We start from the raw sequence: 22781 nt of genomic DNA, 5'->3' as shown, positions 1-22781 counted from the left end.
CCTGCATATACTCTGCGAGGTCGAGTTCGCCGTGCGCCCGATCTATAATAGAGATCGGGCCTGGCCGGGCGATCCCTTTGCCCAACCGCAGCATACTACAGGCGGCGAGCGGCGCCATCTCCTCCTCCCCCGCTGGCTCTAGCGGAGTGGATTCTGCCGCGGCCCGTGCAAGGCTACGCAGAAGGATGCTGTCTCGTGCGCGTCAACGCTTCGCAATTGCCTCCTTCGGTGCAGTTCCGAAGATCAGAGTTGGTTTGTTCCTCACCCCTTACCGATCAAGCGATGTGCAGGAGTTCGCGCAGCCGGACCGGCAGTCGGGGCGAGGCTTGCAGTTCGGCGCAACTCGCCTCCCATCGATTCAGATACTCGGCGATCGGTACACCTGTGCGGCCGGGCCATCGGTTCAGTGCGCCCAGCGCCTCGACACAGTCGGGCGCCGCCTCGTACTCAGTGAGGATGGTCTGGGAGATTGCTTGGGCAAACGGATTGAGACCGGGTATTTCGATTTCGCTGCGATGATCGGCGAACCAGGCGGCCGGGTCGCGGCTCAGCCCCTGGCTGTCGGCGAGCGCGGCGTAGCCGCGGACGATGTTGTCGCGATACGCCGCTATGGCATCGCCGAACGCGTTGTCGCCGGCAAATGGCGGACTCTCTTTCCAGTCCTTCGCCAAGCGACCAAGACCGCGCAGCGAGAAGGCCTCGACCAACGCTTCCTCCAGCCACTGGCAGGGCGGCGCCGGCTTGGCGTCCGCCTGCCAGCTGTTGGCCATGACGTGGCCGAGCTCATGGCCGAATTGGTAGGCGAGCTTTGACCAATCCCGTTCGCCAATGTCGACAATGATCCACGCCATGCTGCTACCGTCGGGGTGCAGCCAGATCGCCGGCTGCCCCGAAGTGTGCTCGTCGACACGAAGTCGCGTAGGCTGGCCATCGGAGAGCAGGCGGACGCCATCCAGGCAGGCGTGCCGCGTGCGCTCGACGACCTGATCTGCGGAGCGCGGAAGCATGTGACCCCAGTCGCCGGCGAGTTCGATCGGGGCGGTTAGTAGGGTGGAGGGAACGGCAAGGGGCGGCACGGACACCGCGTAGCTTGTGCCTGCTCTTCCCGGCTGCGTCAATGCCGCTGGGATCAAGTTGCGGATCGCTGCGCCCGCAAACAGTGTAACGAAATCTCGTCGCCGCAATTGGGTTCCTGATGTCCGACCGCTCGAACTTAGAATACCTGATCCGTAAGGCAAAGGGTCGGGACGCATGGTGCGTTTCAAACAAGCTTTTGACCGCGGTTTGCGAACGCCTTTGCTGGCTGCGCGCTCAATCATCCTTTCCTGACCTTTGCCACGCCGCAAGGTAATCACTTTGGTAAACTTTCTGCTCGCCGTCAGAAATCTCGAATGTCTTCCTGGCTGCCATGAGGACGTATGTTCTAGCAGTGCTCATTGTCATGTTTGAGCGCTGTCCGAGAACAGCCGGGTCGGGAACGTCTCGTGGATTGGGCTTCCCCACGTCGTCGACCAATTGCATCAGCTCTATCTCGAATCCGTTTTCGCGAGAAAATGTTCGCCATAACAAGTCAGGACTAAACTGGTAAAGGCCATGTCCAAGAAAGTTATTTGCGCCGTCCACCATCAAGAATATGCCGCCGACTCTTAGCATCCTCTTTACGTTCGAAAATGCCATGCGCGTATCAAACACATGCTCAATCGTCCCGCCGTCGAAAATACAGTCGAATTGATTTGCAAGTTCATCAGGAATCGGATTGTTCAGGTCGTGAGTGATGTCGGCTCCTTCGAAATCAGAATAATCGAGTGACCTTATCGCCTTGCTTCCCAGATACTTGAATAATTCCTCGCAATATCCCGTTTCTCCCTTGATATTTTCGATCGATACTCGTCTGTCATATGAACGAAGGACGGAATTTCCCAAGGTGCTGTCGTGAATGTGGTAACCTTGACGTCCTAACCACAAGGTTTCGCCAAGAGACCGCCCGCGGAATTTCAAGAGAAAATCCATAACGTATATATCGACACCCATCGAACTTGCCCCCGCCACGGCCTTTGTATTTGGTCACTTATCGATGTGTGCGTAGAATCAACTGCCGATGCCGGACGACGACTTGACATCCTGTGCGACCGATCGGCGCGCAGCCCGTACATTAGCACGACTGTGTCCAATTTTGAGCAAAGAAGAACCAGATCTCTACGATTCGATAACCCAAGGGCTCGGTACCCAGTTCGTTATCCACGGTTAATTGACCTTATCGACTTTCGTGTTTCGGCGTCAAAGCCGCATGACGATGTCGATTGTGCCATCAACATGGCGTACGCTCCGTTGAAATGGCATCCGATATGAGGCAACAAGTTAAGGGGGAGTTCTAGACCGGGTCGCCGACCGAACCCTTTCTTGTCTATGTTGGCAAAATTCGCTTTCGAGGATCAGCAAGGTGCGGCTGATAGTCGATTGGAGCGCAAAGCAACTTCGGGGGTACACTGGTCGGCCGCGTCATGGCGGCATAGTTATTGCTGGCGGGTCCGATCCGGTCAGCGCAGCGGAAATCAAGCTGTCGCCCCCAAACAGTGTAACGATATCCCGCGCCGCGCTTCGATTCCCAATATCCGACCGCCACGTTTTAAAATACCATGTCAGTCCATAAAGGCGAAGGCTCGGGAAATGGGGGATGAGGAGTGGGCGAGGCCATTTTTTCGCGAACATACACAGGGGATGCTTTTTCAAGTTGGCAGGTGGCGAATGAAATGTCAGTTCGCCTTGAAGACGGATCCCTTGTCGTCTCGGATACGGAGCGGCACAACTGGCACCTGTTGCGCCTCCATCATTCAGCTTTTCTATTTAGAACTATCAGACTGAAATGTTTGCTGAAATTTCGCCCTGACGCTACCGCCAATTTCTACATCCATCACTATGGCTCCATCGATGTAGCGGAAATTTCTGCGGACGGGTCCATAGTCAATGATGGCATTTGCAGGAGCATAGCGGTTGAAAAGAGTTCCGAGGGGCTACTTGAGGTAGAGGCGACATTCCTGAGCTGCCATTCAACCCTGTCCATCGGCTGCTCCAAAAACCGCCACCCCTTCTATGCTGGCACTGGACGCGAACAGTTCGTCCTCGTCAGCGTTCTGGTTGAGACGTTTGACGCGTATCCTGAATTGTCCCGTACGCCAGCAGAGGAGCGCATTACGCTTGTCGATGTCGGTGGCCAAGGGGGCCTGCAACTCAAGTGGATGCTGAGAGCCGATCAGATTACGCCGGTGGTTTTCGAACCCATACCGTCGGAGGCTGCAGTGCTAAGGCAAACCCTTGGCCGAATCCCCGGCGCTCAGGTAATAGAAAAGGCGCTGGCCCACACCACAGGCGTTCAGAAGCTCCACATTACAGCGGATACAAGCTGCTCCTCCTTGAGGGAGCCAAACTTCGACGTGCTGCAGCAGTATTCGGTAGCGCCAATTTTTGTCGTGGTCGGCACGCAAGACGTCGAATGCGTTCGATATGACGATTTGTTCCGAAGGCACGCCGCTCCGTCACCGGACGTGATGAAGATAGATGTTCAAGGTCTTGAATACGAAGTTCTGCTGGGCTTTGGGCACCTTCTGGAAAATTGCCTGGCCATCGAACTGGAGACGCACGTAGTCCCTATATACAAAGGTCAGAAACTACTTGGTGATATCATCGATATGCTTGGACTTTTCGGATTTTCCCTACGGCACATCAAGCAAATTCCGCATTTCGACGGCGACGCCGTTGAGTTTGACGCTCTTTTTACGAAACGGCGCGACAGGGCTATCGCTTTTTCCGAGTCGGCAACGCGAAAGTTTGCCACAATTACCGAGGTCTTGGAGATTGATCCATACTTTTGACGGAGATGCCTGCGTCGTCCAGTCAACGATTTTTGAATTGGTCGCGCTCAGTCCGTTACATGTGAGAACGAAATCACTGCCTGGCGAGGATACGGTGAGACGAATGATAGATCACGTTCACGTAATCAACCTTGATCGCAGCGTTGATCGTCTCGAGAGATTTCGTAAGACGAACGATCATCTTAGAAGTATTCGGAGATTTCCTGGAACTGATGGTCGACTTGTGGACCGTGATCGGCTTGTACAGGACAAAATCATCTCGCCGGATCTAGATTACGCGGCTGGAAGTTTGGGCTGCGCCGTTTCTCACGTCGCGCTCTGGAAAGAAGCTGTTCGACGGAGTGAGGCAATAACCGTGGCCGAAGACGATGCCATCTTTTCTCGTCATTTCGAACCGCACATGCATTCACTGTTGGCTAACATTCGTGACTGGGACTTCATCCTTTGGAGCGCAAGCCTGCGGTGTTACGCTTGGCTGGATGCCCTCCCAGGCGGAACTGGCGCGAGGCTTGAGTTCTTTTCTGGAGAGGTGATGACACATGTCCAGGATTTTCAAGAGGCCGAAACGGAACCCGTTCTTCTGCGAGCACACCATCTTTTGGGTCTTGTATGTTATTCAGTTTCTCCAAACGGGGCACGCGCGCTGCTCGACTGGTGCCTTCCAATACGGCCGATGATCATCGATTTCGCGGGATTCGGCCTGAGGCTGAACAATGCTGGAATTGACTGCATCATGAATGGGGTAATGCCGTCGCTGAAAGCGTATGTGTGCCTTCCACCTCTGGCGATCAGCGATGAACGACCCGAGGAATCGGTTCGGATCAACACATGAAGTGACATCCTGCGAAGCAGGCGCCCACGCAGAGTCGCATGAACCAGATTAGCCCTTCGCAGTAGATCTGCATTTGCGGCTCAGCCGCGTTGCGTGGCTGCGGCATCTGTGGGTGCTCGTGTCTCGATATCTCCGGTCCGCTCCTCCTCCCGCAGCCGAACGAAAAACTCTAGATTGTTCTTGAGTCTCTGGTTAACTGAGTCGAGTTCAAGTGCCCTTTGCCCCCATTCTACCGCACGGTCCATCGCATTGAGATGCCATGACGCGATGGCGCCGAGGTCAAACAGCCGAAATCCCCAGCAGTTCTGATCGTCCAGATAGCTTCCGGTGCGGTGCGTCCTCTCGATACCGTTGGTGCAAGCCCAAAACAGATTCAACCAGTCCGCTTTGCCGTGGAGCTCTTCGGCCAGGTCGGCCCAGATCTCGCGGCGGTGCGGCGCTTCCATCCGCGCCTTGTCCAGCCAGGACAAGCTCTGTTCCGGGCGCATACGCGCGATATAACGCATGGCCTCGGCTCGTTCTTCGCCCCACGTGCTTGTCGGCAAGGCAAGATAGCGCTCAAGCAACTCGACAGCCCGATCCTTCTGGTTGGCCCACATCAGGTCTCGCCCGAGCCAGAAGCAGATTTGTGCGTCGGCGGGGTCTTCCTTGTGCGCCACTTCCATCAGCGGCAGGTAACTGCTCCTTGTTGGCTTGGTAAGGTCCTGCACCTCGAACATGACAATGTCGCTGCTGCTGGCCGTGACCTCCCTCTCTCCCGTGAAGACCAGGGCTTCGTGAACAGGCCTCTTGAAACGATATCCCCAGCGATGATGAAAGTTTTTCGCTGGCCAGTTGCGAAGTGGGGTCGGGTCGTCGACGCTCGCTCTGTACACTGTCTGACAATAAAGGGCTGTCGTCTCGCGAGTCCAGACAGCCTCGAGCTTTGCCCGCCAGCCAGGTTCAAGGAACCGGTCCATGTCCATTGTGCAGCACACATCGACGTCGTGCGGGATCAGTGCCATCGCGGCGTTGCGGGCATCGTCGAAACGCCATGGGCGGACCGCTATCCTGTGCACGGTAACGCCGGCAGCGGTCAGCCGTTCCACCGTATCGTCGGTGCTGCCCGTGTCGGCGACAATGCGATAGTCGGCGTCGACGGCCGAATTGGCCCAGCGCTCCGCGTTTGCGGCTTCGTTCAAGGCGATGGTGTAGACAGCGACTTTCACGGCGCTCTGCTCACTCACGCGCTGGTGCAAGATTTCGCCTGGCGGACATGCCCGACGCGCCCTTGCGGATAGCCACCAGGCCTCCCAGCAGTTTCGCCCGATTCAACTCGTAGTGGCTGTCGAAGAACAGGATCTCGGCGAACTGACCGGCAAGCGCGCTCACGCCCAGCGGATCGACCGACCGCGCGCTGCCGTACTGCTGGATTTCCCGCAGCAAGTTCTTCGTCAGCGTGATCTTGCCAAGATCCTCGCCCGGCGGCTGCCAGTCGAGGTCTTCGATGAAATACCAGCCGCCCTCCGCGAGCAGCGGGAAGAACTCGCGCAGGGTGAGCTGCTCGTCGAACGAGGCGTGGCTGCCGTCGTCGATGATCGCGTCGAACGAGCGCGGCTCGAGTTTCGCCGCGACTCCGCGCAGATCATCCAGCTTGGATTGATCGCCGACGAACGACTTGAAACGTTCATTGTTCAGGCGGGAAAAGTCCGTCAGGTCGACGCCGACCACCTGGCAAAACGGAAAGTAGCTCTGCCATAGCGCGACCGAAGGTGTCTCGCTCTGGTTGTCCGCCAGCCTGCGGCAAAGCCCGATTTCCATGAGCCGCCGCATGGCAAGCCTTCTGCCCGACAGCAGGCGATCGTAGACCCTGGCATAGGCATGACGGTTGCCCGTATGCCGGTTCTTGTCGGTATTGAAGCGGTCGGCGAGAGTTGTGAATGCCGGGAAACTATCGAGTGGGTTGATCAGCTGCGAGATCAACGGTGCCCCCTCGCCGCCCGGCCGGGCGTCGTTGCGGGCCGTCCACAGGTGGATACCGAACACGCGGGCATCGTTCAGATAATCGGTCAATTCCGATAACGGCCTATCGAACCTGTCGATCTCGGTCCAATCGATCGCGTTGAAGAACATCGGGCTGAATACCTGGTCGCGCAGCTCGGCGCCGGCTGCGGTCGCGATGTAGTCGGAGAGCAGCTTCGGGCCGATGTCACCGAACTCCTTGCCGCGCGCTTCTTGGAAACGCTCGAGCGACAATTCGTATAGCGCCCTGAGGTGGCGGCTGTAGGGCTTGGCGTATATGACGTTGCCGCAGATGAAGTGGCCCTTGTGTGCTCCCCGCCATTGCAGATTGAAAAAGTGATCGCCGCGAAAGGGGAACGGCCGCAGCAGGATCACGTCGGAATCCATCCACAGGCCGCCATGTTCGTAGAGCAGGGCGTAGCGGAAAATATCGCTGAAATATCTGATCTCGGAGCCGGCGACGATGCGCTCGAACAGGGCCCGCGGCATGACGTCGTCGGCATTGCGGACCTCGATCCCGTGCGGGACGAGGAATTCGAGCTTCTCTGGCGCATAGCTCCACACCCGCACCGGATGGCCAGCCGCTCGCATCGACGTTGTGGCGCCAATCAAGGTACGATGCTCAGCTTTGTCGGACATCACTTCATAGAAGCAGTTGATCTGCGGAAGTGCGGTGTCGTCGCTGCCAAGGAAGGGATAAATCCGCGCGTCGAACTGGCGCGATCGTTGCAGTCGTTCCAGCGGAGAATCGGCGTCGCGCAGAAACGGCGCGAGCTCATGAAAGATCTCTTCTGTCGATTTCATGCTGCCGGTGCCGAAGTCCTTACCTTCCAACGGCGCCCGGTTTGCATCACCCATGGCCCCACCGTCGGCGCGGCCAGGCTTGATCCCGGCTTTCGTTGGAGGGGCGCGCAAGGCCGGCGTCGACAGTGTCTGTTTCGTCCCTGGATCAGCCACCGACGACAGGCGATCCACATCCTCTAGCATCCCTCCCACATCCGCATCATCGACGGTCGCGATCCAGCACTCGCTGTCGGCAACGCTGTAGGAAATCAGCAAGCGCTTCTCATCGGGATGCCAAGCCAAGCCGGCAGCGAACTCGGCGCCCTTCTCGTTGAAGTAAAAGGGACGGCTCACCTTTTGCAGCAGGTTCATTGCGTCGAACCAAACAAACCGATGCAGGCAGTATCGCCTGTTCTCGGAGGGTCTCCATTGCACCTCGTGAATCAACATTAGCCAACCGCCGGCGAAAGCGACCTGTTGGCTTACGCCGCCGAATCGTTGGGCCGCAATTCCAGGAGAGGTCTCGCTGATCGTTTCAGCTCGCTCATCCGCCACCCGAATTGGATCGCCGAAACAAACCAACTGCAGCCGCTCCTCGCCGGCTTCGCCTGATGTGACCTGCGTCATCCATTTCCTGTCGTGCGCACTCGGCCCCGTCGCGGGCAGCACGCGCAGGTCGGTCATCCGGTGGTGGCCGGTTTCGCTGTCGTCGACGCGCATGATGACCTGCTTGCCCTCGCTGTCCGCCAGATCGCGGACGGAGGCCGAGCCCCACAGCTTACCTTTCCAGGCGAACAGACGCAGGTCCTCGACGCCGGCCTCGCGCATGTTTGTCGGCGGCAGCATCTCGGTTGTCGATCGGACGGCGAGCCCATTGGTCAACCGCAGAAGGAAATTCCGAGCGAGGATCGCCTCGCCGCCTTTCGTCCGGAGATGGACGCCGTCTTCGCTTGTGGTGTAGTTCACCGCTGCCTGAGCAAGCACAATCTCCTTGCCCAGGCGCGCCACCGAGGGGCTTGACGGCCTGTAGCCCTCGGGCGCAGCGAAAACGATCGGATGAGCGCTGAACGACGGCATCGTTGTCTTGGCTGGCTGCACATAGAAGAACAGGTTGGACCACGCGAGATCCCTGGGTCCATCGCCGATACTACGGTCCAGCGCTAACCAGTTGCAAGTCGCGAAACCGCGATCCTTGCGCACCGGGTCGCGCGCATAATTCGCCGCGATCGCATACTCTTCGCGCAGGCCTGTCGTGTACACGAAATCCTCGAGGAACAGGATGTCCTGCTCCGGCCGCTTGATCGCCAGCCCTGCTTCGGAGAACAACACGCTGGCGTCGTTCATCCCCTTCTCGCGGTAAAACCGTGCCAGGTCATAAAGTGGCTCGGCGCGTTGCGGCCGTTGATTGAAGGCGGCAAGCGCCTGTTGAACAAAGCCAGCCTCGTCGCCGAGTTTGCGCAGGCAGCGCGCCTCCTGCAGGCGGGCATTCCACGCCTCCTCGTCCCAGCCGCCCATCGCGGCACGCTTGGCGTAGGCCACCGCCGCCTCCGCCGTCCGCCCAGCGTCGCGGTAGGACTGCGCCAGGTAGAACCAGTAGCGCTGATTTTCCGGATCGTTCTCAAGGGCGTCCAGCAAAAGCCTGGCATCACGCTCGAACTTGTCCACCCGGTTCGAGCCGCTGGCGTGGTCCTTGTACCAGGCACCCCTCAGTTCCTGCACGCCACCGGGCACGTCGAGATATTCGTGGGTCACGCCATGGTAGCGGGCACCGGCGTCGCGTTTGACAATGCGCGTGTTCCAATAGGCCAGGCCGGAATCCGACCGCTGCAACAGCCGGTAGCCCGGGCCGTCGAGCCCCTCGCGGAACCCCGTATCCTCAACCATCAGCTCCATGTCGGCATCGTCGAACAGCAGATAGTCATAGGCGAGCGGCGAGGCATAGGCGTGATCGAGCGCGGCGTTGCGGGCCTGCTCGAAATTGTGGAACGGGAACTCATGCAGCTCGCCAGGCAGGTTGTGGACGGCAAAGAACGCCTTGATGAAATCCTGGGTTCCGTCGTTCGAGCCGGTGTCGCCGATGACCCAGCAGTCGATGTGGTCGACAACCGCCCCGAGACAGCGTTGAAGGTTCGCCATCTCGTTCTTGACGATCATGTTAAGGCAGAGGCGCTTACCGCTTGTCATATGCTGACTTTCGACCCCCATGACTGCGGGCTGAAGCGGTTACATTTGTGCCATGGTGCCGTCGGGGACAGGGATCCGTTCCAGTGCGGACTTATCCGGCCTTCATGTCCCATGCACATTTTCCCCTGCCTCGGCCATCTGGATGCTACCTCAGCGTGATCCATTGTTAGCCAGCACCTTCCGCCGCAGCAAGGGTCTCGCGGTCACCTTGGGCGAGGCTTTGCGAATTGCCCTGTAGGCTCGATCGCTACGTACACCCCCGCCGCGATATCAAGCGTTCGTCGATAACGAAGGTGGTGTATCTTAAGCCCCGGATTTTTCGATGCATTTGGCCGTATCCGCGCCATCTCGATGTTTTCCAAGGTAGTAAATCGTGGTTGGGCAATTAACAAATTGTAAACAGGTTATTTACAAGTTGCTAATTTTATAATTTACTAATGCCTTATGTATGGGAGGGTTTCCGTGGACCGGGCAGTAGGCCTGTCGGTTCGCGCTGTCTGCGAAGCCAGGAGAGTATCTGGAGCAAGTGCCACTTCGTGCGTGAGGGCGCAGAAAGTGTTTGGCGCAAGGAAGACGTCATCCAACGTTTTCCCAACCTGATGTTCCCTCGCAAGTAGTCGATTTCCCTCGCAAGTTGACACGCGTGTTGGGAGTTGGCTGTGGTCGGTGTGACACCAAGTGCGAAACGAACGCAGGTTTCTGCTTCGATCAATCCCCCAATTATCTGCACCTGGCCGCCAGCAAAGATTGCATGGCGCTTGATGAGTATTGCTCGTCGCCCTGCACGGCGCCCGTTGGTGTGCGGAGCTGCTGGCTGCTCAATGCACGCGGCTCGAGCGCCCGTAGAAGCTGCGACAGGCCCCAGCTGGCGCGGGCGCTCGGCAGCGATAGAAACCTAGGCACGAAACAAGACAAACGGCGGCGCAGCCGCTGCCGACCGAGGAGGAAATCATGAGCTATATAACGGGGTTTGCGGTCATGGAAGTTGCCGTGAGAGGCGTCTTGCCCATCGGCGACACGACCGAAAATGTGCCATATTTTATCCTGGACACGGCCAAGAGCGCCGTCGTCGGTCAGGTCATTCTTCCCAAGGCCGTCAAGCGAAGCCTCGCCGTCGCTGTCACCGTCAAGGTTCCGGCCGCAGCCGGTTCATTGGCGATTGGCACGTTTGACGATGGCGGGAATTTCCAGGCCTGCAGCTTCCTCCGCGTAGAGAGCCCCGCTGTCGAACATCCCGACGGCGCCGTCGGACCGTCCGGAAGATGAGGCCTCTCAAGCCGCTGATCCCGAGCGCTCGCCAGCCAGGCCGGTGGGCGGTTTCCGCTTGAACTGAGTTCGAAGCCAACAGGAGCCAGTCATGGCCCGTGCCTCTGAAATTCTTTTTGTCGATCCTTCAGTCTCCGACCTGCAGACGGTTCTCGGCAACGTGCGCCCCGAGGTTCAAGCGATTGTGCTCGACGGCCGCTGGCCGGCGGCGCGGCAGATCGCTGCGGCGCTCGCAGGGCATGAAGGGCTCGACGCGATCCATATTATGGCGCATGGCGCGCCTGGCCGGGTTAGCTTCACAGCCGGAGAGTGGTCGGCCGCCACACTGAAGGAAGATGCTGAGGATCTTGCCGCAATCGGCAGGGCGCTTGCCGCGGACGGTGAACTGCGGCTGTGGAGCTGCGAGACGGCATCGGGGGTTGCGGGCGAGACCTTCGTAACGGCGCTGCAAGAAGCCATCGGCGCGGACGTTTGCGCATCCAGGTCGCTGGTTGGCGCAGCCAAGCTGGGCGGCTCATGGGAGATGCCCGAAAACTTGGCCGGCTCGCGCTTGCCGCCGATGACATCGGTTGGCGTGGCGGCCTACACTGGGGTCCTGGCAGGGGGCAATTTGACGCTCACTGGTACTGTCTCGTCCGGAAGCAGTAAAAGCATCAATACATTTTACATTATCGATACAACAACCAACACCGTTGTCGGCAGCTTCGTTCTTCCATCCTCCGCTAATACTGTTGCCCCAAATTTTGCTATAACGATTTCGATCCCAGATACTTTGCATGACTATGCAATATATGACAGCGGCTTTAACATATATGGCACGCTTATACACAGCGCTGGCGGAACTGCGTTCGCGTTCAGCCCCGATTCTACCAACAACGGCAAAAACGGTGATACATTTGTTGGCGGCAACCTGGCTGTTACGAGCCAAGGCGCGACAGGCCCGGCAGGCCCCACCGGTCCGACCGGAGCCACAGGCGCGACCGGCGCGGGTGCAACGGGTGCGACCGGCGCGACGGGCGCCACAGGCGCGGGTGCGACTGGCGCGACAGGTGCCACGGGTGCTTCAGGCGGGACCGGTGCAACGGGCGCCACGGGTGCTTCAGGTGTGACCGGTGCGACGGGCGCGACAGGTGCTTCGGGTGGGACCGGTGCAACTGGCGCGACCGGCGCCACGGGCGCTTCTGGTGGGACTGGCGCGACGGGTGCTTCTGGTTCGACCGGCGCCACCGGCTCTACTGGTGCGACAGGCTCGACCGGGGCAACCGGTGATACCGGCGCGACCGGTGCAACGGGCTCGACTGGCTCGACTGGTGCTACCGGAGCCACAGGTGCGACAGGCTCAACCGGTGATACCGGCGCGACCGGTGCAACGGGCTCGACCGGCGCGACTGGTGCTACCGGCTCTACCGGAGCGACTGGCTCGACCGGAGCGACGGGCTCAACCGGAGCAACCGGTGATACTGGAGCGACGGGTGCCACCGGCGCGACTGGTTCAACTGGTGCAACCGGAACGACCGGAGCAACCGGAGCAACAGGTGATACCGGGGCGACTGGCTCCACCGGAGCAACCGGCTCTACTGGAGCGACTGGCTCTACTGGTGCGACAGGCTCGACCGGAGCAACAGGTGATACCGGGGCGACTGGCTCCACTGGAGCGACGGGCTCGACTGGAGCGACAGGCTCCACCGGAGCCACAGGGGCAACTGGCGACACGGGAGCGACAGGTTCGACTGGTGCAACCGGTTCCACCGGGGCGACTGGCTCGACCGGAGCAACCGGCTCTACTGGAGCGACTGGCTCGACCGGAGCGACTGGCTCGACCGGAGCAACCGGTGATACCGGCGCGACCGGTGCAACGGGCTCGACTGGCTCGACTGGTGCAACCGGAGCCACAGGTGCGACCGGCGATACGGGAGCGACAGGTTCGACCGGCGCCACCGGCTCTACTGGTGCGACAGGCTCGACCGGAGCAACCGGTGATACCGGCGCGACTGGCTCCACTGGAGCGACGGGCTCGACTGGAGCGACTGGAGCGACTGGCTCGACCGGAGCGACTGGCTCGACCGGAGCGACTGGCTCGACCGGAGCAACCGGTGATACCGGCGCGACCGGTGCAACGGGCTCGACTGGCTCGACTGGTGCTACCGGAGCCACAGGTGCGACCGGCAATACGGGAGCGACAGGTTCGACCGGCGCCACCGGCTCTACTGGTGCGACAGGCTCGACCGGAGCAACCGGTGCTACCGGCGCGACCGGTGCAACGGGCTCGACTGGCTCGACTGGTGGAACCGGAGCCACAGGTGCGACCGGCGATACGGGAGCGACAGGTTCGACTGGTGCCACCGGCTCTACTGGTGCGACAGGCTCGACCGGAGCAACCGGTGATACCGGCGCGACCGGTGCAACGGGCTCGACCGGCGCGACTGGTGGAACCGGAGCCACAGGTGCGACCGGCGATACGGGGGCGACTGGCTCGACCGGAGCAACCGGCTCTACTGGTGCGACAGGCTCGACCGGAGCAACCGGTGATACCGGCGCGACCGGTGCAACGGGCTCGACCGGCGCGACTGGTGCTACCGGTTCCACCGGGGCGACTGGCTCGACCGGAGCAACCGGCTCTACTGGAGCGACTGGCTCTACTGGTGCGACAGGCTCGACCGGAGCAACAGGTGATACCGGGGCGACTGGCTCCACTGGAGCGACGGGCTCGACTGGAGCAACAGGCTCCACCGGAGCCACAGGGGCAACTGGCGACACGGGAGCGACAGGTTCGACTGGTGCAACCGGTTCCACCGGGGCGACTGGCTCGACCGGAGCAACCGGCTCTACTGGAGCGACTGGCTCGACCGGAGCGACTGGCTCGACCGGAGCAACCGGTGATACCGGCGCGACCGGTGCAACGGGCTCGACTGGCTCGACTGGTGCAACCGGAGCCACAGGTGCGACCGGCGATACGGGAGCGACAGGTTCGACCGGCGCCACCGGCCCTACTGGTGCGACAGGCTCGACCGGAGCAACCGGTGATACCGGCGCGACTGGCTCCACTGGAGCGACGGGCTCGACTGGAGCGACTGGCTCGACCGGAGCGACTGGCTCGACCGGAGCGACTGGCTCGACCGGAGCAACCGGTGATACCGGCGCGACCGGTGCAACGGGCTCGACTGGCTCGACTGGTGCTACCGGAGCCACAGGTGCGACCGGCAATACGGGAGCGACAGGTTCGACCGGCGCCACCGGCTCTACTGGTGCGACAGGCTCGACCGGAGCAACCGGTGCTACCGGCGCGACCGGTGCAACGGGCTCGACTGGTGCTACCGGAGCCACAGGTGCGACCGGCGATACGGGAGCGACAGGTTCGACCGGCGCCACCGGCTCGACCGGAGCAACCGGCTCTACTGGAGCGACTGGCTCGACCGGAGCGACTGGCTCGACTGGTGCAACAGGTGCGACCGGCGATACGGGGGCGACTGGCTCGACCGGAGCAACCGGCTCTACTGGTGCGACAGGCTCGACCGGAGCAACCGGTGATACCGGCGCGACCGGTGCAACGGGCTCGACCGGCGCGACTGGTGCTACCGGAGCCACGGGCTCGACCGGAGCAACCGGTGATACCGGTGATACCGGTGCAACGGGCTCGACCGGCGCGACTGGTGCAACCGGTTCCACCGGGGCGACTGGCTCGACCGGAGCAACCGGTGATACCGGCGCGACCGGTGCAACGGGCTCGACTGGCTCGACTGGTGCCACCGGAGCCACAGGTGCGACCGGCGATACGGGAGCGACAGGTTCGACCGGCGCCACCGGCTCTACTGGTGCGACAGGCTCGACCGGAGCAACCGGTGATACCGGCGCGACCGGTGCAACGGGCTCGACCGGCGCGACTGGTGGAACCGGAGCCACAGGTGCGACCGGCGATACGGGGGCGACTGGCTCGACCGGAGCAACCGGTGATACCGGCGCGACCGGTGCAACGGGCTCGACTGGCTCGACTGGTGCTACCGGAGCCACAGGTGATACCGGGGCGACAGGCTCGACTGGTGCAACGGGCTCTACCGGAGCAACCGGTGATACCGGCGCGACCGGTGCAACGGGCTCGACTGGCTCGACTGGTGCTACCGGAGCCACAGGTAATACCGGGGCGACAGGCTCGACTGGTGCAACGGGCTCTACCGGATCTACTGGTGCGACCGGCGCCACAGGTGCAACTGGCGATACGGGAGCGACAGGTTCGACTGGTGCAACGGGCTCCACGGGAGCAACCGGTTCGACCGGAGCTACTGGCTCGACTGGTGCTACCGGAGCTACAGGTGATACCGGGGCGACAGGCTCGACTGGTGCAACGGGCTCTACCGGCGCGACTGGTGCGACCGGCGCCACAGGTGCAACTGGCGACACGGGAGCCACAGGTTCGACTGGTGCAACGGGCTCCACGGGAGCAACCGGTTCGACCGGAGCTACTGGCTCGACTGGTGCAACAGGCTCTACTGGCTCGACCGGAGCGACTGGCTCAGCCGGATCGACGGGAGCGACCGGAGCGACCGGCCCGGGCGGTGACACAGGTGACCACCACCATGGCAATAACGGCTTTGGCAACGGAGATCAGGATGCACCTGGTAATTCCGGGAACCATAACAATGCCGAAAACGGTCCTGGTCACAAAGCCAACGTCACGACCAATACGCTGGGCCTAAAGGACTCGACGCAGTTCCTGCGATCCGGCTCGACCGACAGTGGTGCCGTCAGCCATGCGTCGTTCCGGCAGCTTGTTGGCCTGGCGGCCAGTTCGGTGACGACCGACCTCCTGAATGTCCTCAATACGATCAGTGGATTTGGTCAGAACCAGAACAAGCCGTTAGGTGCGAGCACCGACCTGATCTCGGACAAGACCAAGCAGGGCGCCGGCTACGCCAACACCGACGACACAGTGAAGAAGGCTCTGAAGGATATTCTGAAGCCGCATGAGTGAGCAGTGAGTGAACCTGGACAGGAAATGGTCCAGATTAAACCAGGCGCGCGGGCTTCGCTGGAAAGCGGACCCGCGCGCTGATCATTCCAGGTTATTAGGTTCCCGACCATGGTCAGCCACCATGACCACACAGGACGAAACGTACGCGCGGACTTCGCGGGAGAGCGGAATTCGCGCGTTCATCATTTCCAAACAGGGATTGGCATCAGAGTCGCGTGGCCGGTCGGTTCGAAGTATAATGCGGCGTTGCCGGAAACCTCGGCAAATACCTCGGCTTGGGCATTTTCGAACCCTCGCCCTGCGTACCGGATGAGAAGTCCATGGTAAACGTGCCCGTAAACGCCGAAAACCAGCCGGCCTCGATCCGTGCCGACGCCGAAGGCGACGTCGCAGCGCGCCAAGCGGGCGGCCACAACGCGGCGGCGCGGACCCCCGGCGGTCCCGCCGAGCGCGACCAGATCGGGCCACGCATCAAGGCAGTACTGCAGGCCGCGCGTTATCATGGCGTCGAACTCGACCCCAACGAACTCGGGGCAGCGAGCGCGGTTCCGACCGCTACCGATCTCTCCGAATGGGCGCAGACCGCCGGCATGTGGGCGCGTGCCCTGCGTATCCGCTGGTCACATCTTTTGCGCTTCCAGGATACCGGACCGATCGTGCTGTTGTTCAGCGATGGCGGCGCGGCCCTCCTGACCGGAGCGAGTGCGGAGCGCAATGTCGTCTTCCTCAAAAGTGCCGACGCGCCGGACGACGGTGAGGCCACCCCGATCGACGAGCTTCGGCTGTCGCGGGTGTGGACGGGCGAGGCGGTGCTGCTGCGCGCGACACGGTCGCACGTGGCGGCGGATGCGCCTTTCACCCTTCACTGGCTCACCCAACTGGTGCGGCTAGAAAGCCAGCCCCTGCGCGACATAGCCATTGCCTCGTTCACGCTGAGCATTCTGACCATCCTGCCGCCACTCATCGTAATGACGCTGGTCAACAAGGTGCTGCAGTTCAACAGCATCTCGACGTTGCTGCTCTTGTCTGCGGTGATTGCCGTGGTCTTCGCCTATGAGACACTTCTTGGCCATGCGCGGCGACTGATCATCAACGTCGTCGGCGCCCGTCTGGACACCAAGCTGCAGTTGCACGTCTTTAGCCGGCTCTTGCGCCTGCCGCTCGACTATTTCGAGCGTCATCCGGCCGGCGAGACGATGTATCATCTGGCCCAAGTCTATCGTATTAGAGAGTTCCTGACCGGAAAACTTCTCAGCACGTTCCTGGATCTGATCACATTGTGCGTGCTGATACCGGTCATGTTCTACATCAACGCCACGCTCGCCTGGGTGGTAATGGCGTGCGCGGCCGTGATCATGCTGATCATCCTTGCCTTTCTCAGACCGCTGCGCCGCAGATACCAGCGAGTGGTCGAAGCCGAGACCTGGAAGTCGGCAGCGCTTGGCGAGACTGTCGTCGGCATCAAGACAGTGAAGGCGCTCGGCCTCGAGCCGCAGCGCAAGGCGCTCTGGGATGAGCGCGTAGCGGAAGCCGGAAAGGCTCGCCTCGCCTTCGGGCAGCTTGCAAGCTGGCCGCAGACGCTGGTCACGCCGATCGAACGCGTCATGGTGCTCGGCACCATGCTGATCGGCGCCTATCTCGCATTGAACGACCGCTCGGGCTATATGGTTGGCAGCCTGTTTGCCTTCATGATGATCTCCCAGCGCGTAGCGCAGCCGCTGGTCGGCCTGGCCCGGCTGGTTGAAGACTACGAGGAGGTCGGTGCAGCTATTGGCGAGGCGGCCTCGGTTCTCAACCGGCCGCTGGAGAGCAGTTCGAATTCCACCGGCCTGAGACCCAGGCTTGTGGGCGAGGTCACTTTCAGCGACCTGACATTCAGCTACATCGCTACAAAGACACCGGCGCTTGACCGGGTCAGCTTCCACATTCCCGCCGGCAGCATGTTTGGCATTGTTGGGCGTAGCGGTTCGGGAAAATCAACGATCGCGCGCCTCCTACAGGGAATCAACCGCGACTACAGTGGCTTCCTCAAACTTGATGGCGTCGACCTCAAGGAGATCAACCTACGCCATCTTCGCCAAGGGCTCGGCGTGGTCCTGCAGGACAATTTTCTCTTTCGCGGGTCGATCCGCGATAACATCATCGCCGGGCGTCCAGGCTTGACGCTTTCCGATGCCATGCGCGCCGCGCACCTCGCCGGCGCCCAGGAATTCATCGAGCGCATGCCCAATGGCTATGACACCTATATCGAGGAAGGTTCGCCCAATTTGTCAGGCGGTCAAAAGCAGCGGCTGGCGATCGCACGCGCCCTCATCCACGACCCGACCATTCTCATCCTCGACGAAGCGACCAGCGCGCTCGACCCGGAGAGCGAGGCAGTGGTAAGCGCCAATCTTATGCGCATCGCCAGCGGCCGCACGATGATCATCGTTTCGCACCGGCTGTCCTCGCTAACAGAATGCGACAACATCCTGGTTATGGATCAAGGTAAGGTCCTTGACGTCGCGCCGCACTCGACACTGCTCGAGCGCTGCGCGCTGTATCGTCAGCTGTGGTCGCAGCAAAACCGGCACCTCGACGGCCGTCATGGCCGCCCGGTCGCCATCCCACCGCGGTTGGTTTGACGATGCCACGACTCAGATGCGCTTCAGGTCCGGTAACCCATGAGTAGCACCTCTCTCATCACCCTCCCCTCTCGGCGGCATCGGATGGAAACGAGGGATCTGACGACGCCAGCCATACTCGAATTCCAGTGGCCGTCGACGGCTGTCGCCAATGCTCCTATTCCGCAGGCGGCGCGGCGCATCGTCTGGATCATCGCGAGCCTGGTCATCGCGCTGATCGCCGTGGCCGGACTGATACCGGTCGATCAGGTTGTAACGGCCAGAGGACTCGTGGTGTCAAAATCGCCCAATATGGTCGTGCAGCCGCTGGAGACGGCGATCGTGCGCTCGATCGACGTTCGTGAGGGACAGCACGTGCAGGCCGGTCAGGTGCTTGCTCGCCTCGATGCGACTTTTGCTTCTGCCGATCTGGCGGCGCTCGGGATGCAGGTTTCGACACTTGAAGCTGAAGTCGCGCGGTTGAAAGCCGAAGCGGACGGCCAGACCTTCAACTATGACGGTCTCGACCCAAGCTGGACCTTGCAGGCATCGATTTTTGAGCGCCGCAAGGCGGTCTATGACGCCAAGGTCGAGAATTTCGACCGGCAGCGCGACGAACTCAGTTCCGTAATCTCGCGGTCGCTATCGGATGCAGATGGCTACCGCCAGCGGCTCGCGGTCGCGGGCTCGATCGAAGAGATGCGCAAGCAGCTCGAAGCAAGGCAGGTGGGCAGCCGCCTCAACACGCTGCTCGCCGAAGATAATCGCGCGGAAATGTCCCGGGCGCTCGGCAATGCCGAGCAGACCGCGCAAGCCGCAAAGCTCCAGCAGGCGGCGGTGGCCGCCGAGCGCGACGGCTATATTCAGGGCTGGCGAGCGGATGTTTCACAGAGCCTGTCCGAAGCCAGTTCGCGCATGTCGGACGCCCGTGAACTTCACAACAAGGCAAAGCTGCGTAAGCAATTGGTCGAGCTGAAGAGCGAAGCAGACGCGATCGTTCAATCCGTGGCCAAGGTCTCGGTCGGTTCGGTCCTGCAGTCCGGCGAGCGCTTGATTACGCTGGTGCCGGCCAACGCGCAGCTTGAAATCGAGACAAACATCGTCGGCCGCAGCAGCGGCTTTGTGCATATCGGCGACCCGGTGGTCATCAAGTTCGATACCTTCCCCTATTCGCAATACGGCCTTGCTCATGGCACCGTGCGGACGCTCAGCCCTGATTCCTTCTCTGCGCAGGATCAGGCGCGCGATCCGAACAGCTCACTGGCCATGCTGCCTTCGGACGCCGAACCGTTCTATCGCACGCGGATTTCCATCGACCAAGTCGCCCTCCACGGCGTGCCTACCGGTTTCACCGTGAGCCCTGGCATGCCGGTGACCGCCGACGTTAAGGTCGGCCGCCGCACAGTGCTCAAATATATTCTCGGTGTGATGCTCCCGATCGGCCAGGAAGCCATGCGGGAGCCATAGCGCAGGGTGTTTTCGGAGGCTCGGATCGATGACAATCCTGGATCGGCTGACTGTCTTGGCGTCCCCGGCGGCAGCGTTGCGCCGAGCGATCCAGCTCTCTGACAGCGGCAAGCCCGCAGAAGCCTTTCCGCTGATGGCGACCGCGGCGCGCGCGGGGATCGTCGAGGCCGAGTACCGGGTCGCGCGTTGCTATCTCGAAGGCTCGGGTGTGCCGCCAAGCCGTATGGAAGGGGCGCGATGGCTGCTGCGGGCAGCCAACCACGGGAGCGCCGATGCGCAAGCGCTGCTCGCTGCTCTCTACCTGACCGGGCTGGTGGCTAAGGAAGGCGACGGCAAGGGCTCCGAATCCGACCAATTGTTCATGGCGGATTCCTCGGGCAAACCGGACTTCACAGCGGCGTTCGATTTTGCCACCAAGGCGGCTGAGGCGGGCTCGGCCACCGGACAGGCGATCCTCGGCTATGTACTTACCAGCGGTCCCAAAGCAATGCGCAATGCAGATGCGGCGCACCGATGGTACGAGAAGTCGGCTTCTGCCGGCTGCGCCGAGGGGTGTCTCGGCTTTGCCCTGTCGCTCGCCCGTAGTGGCAAACGTGAAAACAGGGTCAGGATTGCAAACGAGGTAAGACGCGCCGCCGACGCCGGTCTGCCGACCGCAATCTACCTTCTCGCGGTCCTTACCGAGCACGGGCTCGGCGTCGTGCGCGACATCAACGCAGCCGTTCAACTCTATCAGGCTGCTGCAGAAAAAGGCCTTCCCTCCGCTCAGTTCCGGTTGGGACTGGCACTGATTGATGGTGCATTTGTCGACCAGGACATATCTGCTGGAGAGGCGTGGATGCGGCGCGCTGCATTGGCGGGCAATATTGAGGCTGCCTATCTCCTTGGCGATCGCTATGTAAAGACGCAGCGGCCGGATTTTGCAGAATCCGCAAACTGGTATCGGCGGGCGGCCGAAGCGGGCCATCAGGCCGCCGCCCGCGCTTTGGCCTCGCTTTATTTGACGGGCAACGGCGTGGCTCAGGATCTCGAAGAAGGGGCACGCTGGCTACGCGCCGCTGCACTTGGCGGCAATCAGGAAGCACAGGTCGATCTCGCCAATCTTGTTCTCGAAGGAGCCGGCGAGCCGGATGATCGTGCAAGCGTTGCCGGATGGTTCGAAGCGGCCGCTTCATCGGGGGACCTGATCGCCGCGTTCAATCTTGGGCTCTGCTTCGCCAATGGCGTTGGCGTCCGCCAGGACGAGGGCCAAGCGGCGCAATGGCTAAGGCGCGCGGCTGAAGGTGTCGCCGAGGCGCAATATATGTACGCCCGTCTCCTGCAAGATGGACGCGGCGTGGTGACCGACCTATCGCAGGCCCGCCTCTGGTTTGCTCGGGCGGCCAATGCCGGCCTGCTCGACGCCCAGGTGGCGCTTGCCGAGATGCTGCTCAATGGCCGCGGTGGCGCGCGTGAGCCAAAGGTAGCTATGCAGCTGTTCGAGCGGGCCGCGCTCGACGGTCACGCTGGAGCGATGTTTGCACTTGGCGCGATGTATGGAACTGGCCAGGGCGTGCGGGTCAGCCAAACGGCGGCGCAGAAATGGTACTCCGCCGCTGCTGGACGTGGGCACGGCCAAGCCCAACTCATGCTCGGGCGTTATTTCTCAAGGGGTATCGCTGGGGAGCGCGACCCGGCAGCCGGTCGCCTATGGCTTGAGCGCGCAGCAGCACTCGGTATTAGTGAAGCGGCCGACGAACTTGCCGAACTCGCCCCGGGTTGAGACCCGCATAGTGCGAGCGCGCCAAACGCATGTCAGCCACGAATGAGAATCCAGCGGATTCTAGGTTTGGTGCGGAAGCCAATTGCCCCCCTGGCGGTCATATATCCGTGCTCCGTTTTCCTTCATCTGGTTGCCGATCAACTGGGTCGTGCCGTCGAGTTCTGGTCCGCAATGCGCGCCTGGGTGACCGTGCTGACGGCGCCAAGCTCGGCAAAGGCGAGTCGCTTCCCCATACCATCTCTGCTCGATTTGCTGAACGGCGGCCCTTTAAGCGGCCATTTCATTCAAGGAATCCCGCCTGACGAAGCTTCGTAAGCAAAAGCGCGATGGCGCCCGTGTAGCTAACGCGGGCTTGCTCAGCCATCGGCAGAGAACACCACACGGTTAGTTCGACAATTTTGTCCTCGTCGCCGTCTATCGGAGCGGAGCTAAGTTGCCCTTGCTTGTCCATAATGATTGCGACGGTGCCATTTGCACCATACCCAATTGCCGCCAACCTCTGGATTCGCATGTCGCCATCGACGCGAACATCGAACAGGATGGAACCGTCCGTTTTCTCGGCGACATCACTCACTCGATCGAAAAACGGACGGGTCATCCCGCCAGCGTTGGCAAGAGATTGCTCCAGTAAGACTAGTTCAACGTACTCCGCCTTCATACGGCAAGAGTGCTCGGCCTGCCTCGCGGGACCAATGACCGTTGAAGGCTTATCCACACCAAACACCCATCCATCTAAGTTGTTTTTGAATGATGGAAGGAGCCGGGGGCGGCAGAGCGCTCTATCGCCGACTTACAGATCGTGCCTTATCGCGCTGAGGCCGGCAGCCTGGCGCAGTCTGCATCGGAGCTGAATGGACGCGGGCTCGGATCGAGGATGTCGAAGAAGGCCGACAGCCTCCGTGTTCGACCACGATGAAGGTCTCGATTTTGGGGCCGTCCGCGCCGCTGCCTTTCAGTGTATGCTTATCTGGCTGGGCTTACGACTTTCGCGATGCTGAAGGCAGGGAAAGGAGTGCACCTCATCCCTGCCCTCATCCCTGGCGCCGAG

Annotated in this window: 12 protein-coding genes and 1 pseudogene; 8 read left to right on the top strand and 5 right to left on the bottom strand. The window is 61.2% G+C overall.

Going from position 1 to position 22781, the window contains the following annotated elements:
- Window positions 1-275 precede the first annotated feature (275 nt).
- Both ACYG9V_RS16825 and ACYG9V_RS16820 read right to left on the bottom strand, forming a co-directional pair.
- On the bottom strand, window positions 276-1184 hold the full coding sequence (locus ACYG9V_RS16825) for a hypothetical protein (RefSeq protein WP_352445336.1): 909 nt from the start codon (window positions 1182-1184) through the stop codon (window positions 276-278).
- A gap of 127 nt (window positions 1185-1311) precedes the next feature.
- Window positions 1312-2031: a class I SAM-dependent methyltransferase gene (locus ACYG9V_RS16820; RefSeq protein ID WP_352765945.1), complete on the bottom strand. Its 720-nt coding sequence runs from the start codon at window positions 2029-2031 to the stop codon at window positions 1312-1314.
- Window positions 2032-2681: 650 nt separating this feature from the next.
- Between ACYG9V_RS16820 and ACYG9V_RS16815 the strand changes: the two genes are divergently transcribed.
- Window positions 2682-3869 (top strand): FkbM family methyltransferase, encoded by a 1188-nt coding sequence (locus tag ACYG9V_RS16815; protein WP_155923363.1) that lies wholly within the window; start codon window positions 2682-2684, stop codon window positions 3867-3869.
- A gap of 103 nt (window positions 3870-3972) precedes the next feature.
- Complete coding sequence (locus ACYG9V_RS16810; protein WP_081726976.1) at window positions 3973-4701, top strand: glycosyltransferase family 25 protein; 729 nt, start codon at window positions 3973-3975, stop codon at window positions 4699-4701.
- An 80-nt stretch (window positions 4702-4781) separates the two neighbouring features.
- Here the strand turns inward: ACYG9V_RS16810 and ACYG9V_RS16805 are convergent, their stop codons facing one another.
- Complete coding sequence (locus ACYG9V_RS16805; RefSeq protein WP_023730056.1) at window positions 4782-5909, bottom strand: tetratricopeptide repeat-containing glycosyltransferase; 1128 nt, start codon at window positions 5907-5909, stop codon at window positions 4782-4784.
- Window positions 5910-5919: 10 nt separating this feature from the next.
- Complete coding sequence (locus tag ACYG9V_RS16800) at window positions 5920-9639, bottom strand: glycosyltransferase (protein WP_352625217.1); 3720 nt, start codon at window positions 9637-9639, stop codon at window positions 5920-5922.
- A gap of 981 nt (window positions 9640-10620) precedes the next feature.
- Between ACYG9V_RS16800 and ACYG9V_RS16795 the strand changes: the two genes are divergently transcribed.
- The 6 genes and pseudogenes from ACYG9V_RS16795 (at window position 10621) to ACYG9V_RS16770 (ending at window position 21733) form a co-directional block, all read left to right on the top strand.
- Window positions 10621-10935, top strand: coding sequence for a hypothetical protein (locus tag ACYG9V_RS16795; RefSeq protein ID WP_155923361.1), 315 nt, complete (start codon window positions 10621-10623; stop codon window positions 10933-10935).
- 91 nt (window positions 10936-11026) lie between these two features.
- Window positions 11027-11521, top strand: a pseudogene (locus tag ACYG9V_RS16790) (DUF4347 domain-containing protein); the annotation flags it as partial.
- Between the two features lie 4200 nt (window positions 11522-15721).
- A complete protein-coding gene (locus tag ACYG9V_RS16785; RefSeq protein ID WP_023715472.1) occupies window positions 15722-15901 on the top strand; it encodes a hypothetical protein in 180 nt (59 codons plus the stop codon).
- A 320-nt stretch (window positions 15902-16221) separates the two neighbouring features.
- Window positions 16222-18525 carry a peptidase domain-containing ABC transporter gene (locus ACYG9V_RS16780; protein ID WP_023697332.1) on the top strand — a complete coding sequence of 768 codons (2304 nt, stop codon included), beginning with the start codon at window positions 16222-16224 and terminating at the stop codon, window positions 18523-18525.
- A 39-nt stretch (window positions 18526-18564) separates the two neighbouring features.
- Entirely contained in the window at window positions 18565-19971 is a 1407-nt protein-coding gene (locus tag ACYG9V_RS16775; RefSeq protein WP_023697333.1) for an HlyD family type I secretion periplasmic adaptor subunit, read from the top strand.
- Between the two features lie 28 nt (window positions 19972-19999).
- Complete coding sequence (locus ACYG9V_RS16770; protein WP_023697334.1) at window positions 20000-21733, top strand: tetratricopeptide repeat protein; 1734 nt, start codon at window positions 20000-20002, stop codon at window positions 21731-21733.
- Window positions 21734-22013: 280 nt separating this feature from the next.
- Here the strand turns inward: ACYG9V_RS16770 and ACYG9V_RS16765 are convergent, their stop codons facing one another.
- Complete coding sequence (locus tag ACYG9V_RS16765) at window positions 22014-22448, bottom strand: hypothetical protein (protein WP_245260159.1); 435 nt, start codon at window positions 22446-22448, stop codon at window positions 22014-22016.
- Window positions 22449-22781: the final 333 nt, after the last annotated feature.

The sequence above is a fragment of the Mesorhizobium sp. W016 genome, assembly GCF_054719485.1.
This window is presented reverse-complemented; position numbering and strand designations above follow the sequence as displayed.